Source organism: Mesorhizobium sp. M7A.F.Ca.MR.362.00.0.0 (assembly GCF_004023175.1).
Classification (GTDB): Bacteria; Pseudomonadota; Alphaproteobacteria; order Rhizobiales; family Rhizobiaceae; genus Mesorhizobium.
Map to the genome: position 1 here is coordinate 1 of NZ_RZTF01000504.1, position 4,042 is coordinate 4,042.

A 4,042-nucleotide genomic window follows, 5' to 3' on the forward strand; every position below is an offset into this window, starting at 1 on the left:
CGTCGACCAGCGAGATAACCCGCTCGATCTGCGACCGGCTCGCGGCAGCGGCGTGACTGATGATCAAGGTGAAGATAGATCTTGTTGGACCTCGCAAGATCGGCCAGACGCTCATGCGCCGGATATTCATTGCCGACCGGCACGAGGGCGAGGCTTGAGATGGGCGCTCTCGATCGCCAGGTTTCGGTCGAGGATTTTCGCAGGCTTGCCCGTCGTCGCCTGCCGAAATCCATCTTCGAATTCATCGATGGCGGGGCGGGGCAGGAACTCACCCTTAACGCCAACCGAAGCGATTTCGAAAAGATCAGACTTTTGCCGCGCGTGCTTACCGATGTTTCGCATCCGAACGTTTCCACGACGCTCTGGTCCGAGACCTTGCCGACACCGCTCGTGATCAGCCCGATGGGTTCCTGCGCGCTGGTCAGGCCCGGAGCCGACATTGCCATCGCGAGGGCGGCAACCGCTCGCGGCATCCCCTACACACTCTCCACCATGGCCACGGCCAGCATCGAAGGCATGGCGCGAGCCGTACAGGGGCCGCTGTGGTTCCAGCTTTATGTGCTCAAGGATTTCGACTTCAATCGCCAACTGGTGAGGCGAGCGGAAGAATTTGGCTATTCGACGCTGGTGGTGACCGTTGATCTGCAAGCCGGGGGCAAGCGCGAAAAGGATCTTAGGAACGGCATATCCATCCCACTGCGGCCTTCGGCCCGGCATCTCTGGGAAGGCATGCTTCATCCTGGCTGGTCGCTGCGCCTGCTGCGCGGTCGTCTGCCCCAGTTCGAGAACGTCCGCGGCTATCTCGGTGACAACAGCGCCGGCCTGACGATCGCCGCGCGTGTTGGCGGCAGCCTCCATGCAGGTTTCGACTGGGACGATTTCCGCCAGATCCGCGACTGGTGGAAAGGCCGGCTGCTGGTCAAGGGCGTCCTGCACCCGGGCGACGCGTCGCGACTGGTGGCGGCTGGTGCCGATGGCATCTGGGTGTCCAACCATGGAGGCCGTCAGCTCGACGGTGCTGTATCGAGCATCGATGCCCTGCCCGCCATCCGTCAGGCACTTGGCGCCCAAGCCCCGATCCTCATCGATTCCGGTATCCGCACGGGCACGGACATCATCAAGGCCAAGGCACGCGGCGCCACCGTCGCGGCGATCGGCCGGGCCGCACTGTTCGGCGCCGTGGCTGGCGAGGCCGGTGTGGCCAAAGCACTCGATATCCTCCTGGACGAAGTGGTGACTTGCCTCAGGCTCTGCGGGATCCCCCGTTTTCAGGAAGCGGGATCAGAAATCATAGCATAGCGCCAAGACGTGTGCTCACGCTTGGTCGCAAAGTTTCAGCACCAATTGCCGCCCTCGCACGCCGCTCTTCCCAGGCCCAAAAGCCGCCGTCCATCCAGACGACGGCAGCCTATTCAGAAAGCGTTTGTTTGATGCACACGGGCTGGCGGCAGTCGTTATGAATTCGAAAGGCTGCGCAGTCGGATAGGCGGACTAAACTCGGCCGCCCGGTGCTGGTTTCGGTTCTATCCACCCGTTCTTCAAGACGTCGCGAAGCACGTTCCGTGTGTCTTCGCCCGCTGCCGTTGCGCCGCTCGCCCAAGCGATCGCCAGTGCTCCGAAAAAAATGTCGCGCCCAGCCATCGTCCGTCGTGCGAGCCCTTCGTCCTGTGCAGCCTTCAGGATTCGCTCCGTCGTCGTGATGACAGCATGGCAGGTCGGCGTCAGCGGGGATTCTACTCGGCAAGCCGCCCGTAACGGTTCAGGCAAGCCCTCATAAGCCAGCATCCAGTCGCCGAGAGCTTCAACCCAGAGTTCGAGTGCGCGGCCTGCATCGCTCTCCCCGGCTTCGATTTCAACGCGACGATGGTCGAGGCTTTCATAGTGAAGAACTAGCAGCGCAGCCAACAGGGCGTCTTTGTTTGGAAAATGGCGGTAGAGCGTCCCTGCCCCCACGCCCGCCAGCTTCGCGATAGCATCCATCGAAACGTCAACACTGTCGTTGCCGAACGCTTGTCGCGCTACTTCGAGGATGTGCGCCCGATTGTGTTGCGCGTCCCTGCGGAGGGCTGATGCGGTCGACGATTGAGACATGACTGACCTTAACCCTTGCACATCGGAGACACTCTCCGTATTTAGAACGAATCGGAGATAGTCTCCATATAGCGCGAGGTCGATTATTCTAACAAGTCGGCATTAGCCGGCAAAACGAGGACACGATGATCAGGCAGATGATACCAGCATGCGTCTGCGCAACGGTACGACAACCTGCCTGGGGCCTGGCGCGCGCAGTCAGTAGATGCCGCGGGCTATACGAGTTTCGAGGCGGGCTGTTCCATTGGGAGCACCATCCTGCGCGACCATCTGGATGTCCCGCTCAATACGGGATCGATCCGAGCATCGTGCGCTGAGCTCATAATCACAATATCTGGAAGGAAATCGACATGAACATCGGCATTATCGGGGCGGGAAATATCGGCACCACCCTTGCACGAAAGCTGGCAGCGGCCGGGCACGCGGTGAAGCTGGCCGGCTCGAAGGGGCCTGATGATATCCGCGAGAAGGCGATGAAGGTTGGTGCGCTCCCGGTTGCCGCGCACGAAGCAGCCAGGGATGTCGAGGCGATCGTTCTATCGATCCCGTTTGCGAAGATTCCCGATGTCGCCAACATCTTTGCCGATGTACCAGCCGACGTGGTCGTGATCGACACCTCCAATTATTATCCTATGCGCGACGGGAACATCGCGGAGGTTGACGATGGCAAGCCGGAAAGCATCTGGTCCAGCGAACAACTCGGCCGGCTGGTGGTCAAGGCATTCAATGCGGTCCTCGCCCAAACGTTCGCCGAAGGTGGCGCAGCGGCCGGAACGGCTGGACGGATCGCGATCCCCGTCGCAGGCGATGATGCGCATGCCAAAGCGATCGCACGCGAACTGGTGAACGAGACCGGTTTCGACGCACTTGATGCCGGCGATCTCGCGAGTTCCTGGCGCCAGCAACCGGGCACGCCAGCCTACTGCACGGAACTGACGTTGCCTGATCTTCAGCATGCGCTGTCCACGGCGGAAAAGGCGCGCGCACCCGGAGCTCGCGACGCACTGATCAAGGGCTTCATGGAGGCGACGCCCCCCCTCCGCCACGAGCAGATCGTAGCCCGCAACCGTGAAGTCACCGCCCTCCGATGAGAGACTTTTCCGGTTCCGGCCCGAGGTGGTGACCAAGAAGACTCTCCAGGAGTTCCTTCTGTTTGTCGGGAACAACCTGCCAGACGACGATGACGAGGCCGGCGTGAACCGGCTCTTTAGAGTTTTGTGAAGCCCTTGGCGTTATTTGCGACAAAGGTGAAATCCCCCTTGATGATGCGAGGCATCAACTCCCACGCTCCGCTACCCATCCAGCGAGCCTGAGCCATAGCGCCTGCCTGACGGCAGGCGGTTAGCCGCCGCCGCCCATGGTCACGGACATGAAGGCCCGGAAGGCCGCCGCTGCCGGTTCGATTGATCTGTCACGCGACCAGGCCAGGCCGACATCCATGGTGGGGATGGGCTCGACAAGCCCGCGCACTTCGATGCGCTGCCCCTCCAAGGACCAGGGGCGGTAAACCATGTCGGACAGGACAGTGACCCCCATGCCGGCAGCCACGAGCGACCGCACGGCCTCGACCGAACTGGTGGTAAGGACGGCGCGGAGCGAAAGGCCCGCGGCATCCCAGTAACGGGCGGCTGTCGTGCGTGCCTCGTCCACCGTCAGCATGACATAGTCTTCCGCCGCCACATCGGCGAGGCTGATTTCCCGCCGCGCGAGCAGATGATGATCAGCCGAAAGCCAGAGCCGGCGGTTCGACCGCATCAAGACCTCCTGCGCCAACTCCTTGGTGTGTTCCAGGTTGGACACCAGCATCACGGCCATGTCGATATCCCCGCACATCAAGCCGCTTTCGAGAGCGTCTCGAGGCAATTCCAGCACCTCGACCTCGATCTCGGGATAGGTCTTTCGAAACCGCGCGTAGTGGCGCGACATGTAGTAGCCGACGACCGTGTAGGTC

4 protein-coding genes are annotated in these 4,042 nt (G+C 61.7%); 2 read left to right on the forward strand and 2 right to left on the reverse strand.

Annotated elements, in window-relative coordinates; translation table 11 throughout:
• The first annotated feature begins 159 nt into the window (after positions 1–159).
• Positions 160–1,299 (forward strand): alpha-hydroxy acid oxidase, encoded by a 1,140-nt coding sequence (locus EOC06_RS34005; protein WP_128309864.1) that lies wholly within the window; start codon positions 160–162, stop codon positions 1,297–1,299.
• A gap of 192 nt (positions 1,300–1,491) precedes the next feature.
• On the opposite strand, the gene EOC06_RS34010 is transcribed toward EOC06_RS34005, so the two are convergent.
• Positions 1,492–2,091 carry a TetR/AcrR family transcriptional regulator gene (locus EOC06_RS34010; protein WP_128309865.1) on the reverse strand — a complete coding sequence of 200 codons (600 nt, stop codon included), beginning with the start codon at positions 2,089–2,091 and terminating at the stop codon, positions 1,492–1,494.
• Between the two features lie 350 nt (positions 2,092–2,441).
• Here EOC06_RS34010 and EOC06_RS34015 point away from each other — a divergent pair, with 350 nt between their 5' ends.
• On the forward strand, positions 2,442–3,182 hold the full coding sequence (locus EOC06_RS34015; RefSeq protein WP_128309866.1) for an NADPH-dependent F420 reductase: 741 nt from the start codon (positions 2,442–2,444) through the stop codon (positions 3,180–3,182).
• 250 nt (positions 3,183–3,432) lie between these two features.
• Here the strand turns inward: EOC06_RS34015 and EOC06_RS34020 are convergent.
• Positions 3,433–4,042, reverse strand: a 610-nt coding sequence (locus tag EOC06_RS34020) for a LysR substrate-binding domain-containing protein (protein ID WP_128309867.1), incomplete at its 5' end; no start/stop codon positions are given.

Coding starts and splice junctions, on each gene's coding strand:
- EOC06_RS34010 (WP_128309865.1), bottom strand. CDS start 2,091: ATGTCTCAATCGTCGACCGCATCAGCCCTCCGCAGGGACGCGCAACAC.
- EOC06_RS34015 (WP_128309866.1), top strand. CDS start 2,442: ATGAACATCGGCATTATCGGGGCGGGAAATATCGGCACCACCCTTGCA.
- EOC06_RS34005 (WP_128309864.1), top strand. CDS start 160: ATGGGCGCTCTCGATCGCCAGGTTTCGGTCGAGGATTTTCGCAGGCTT.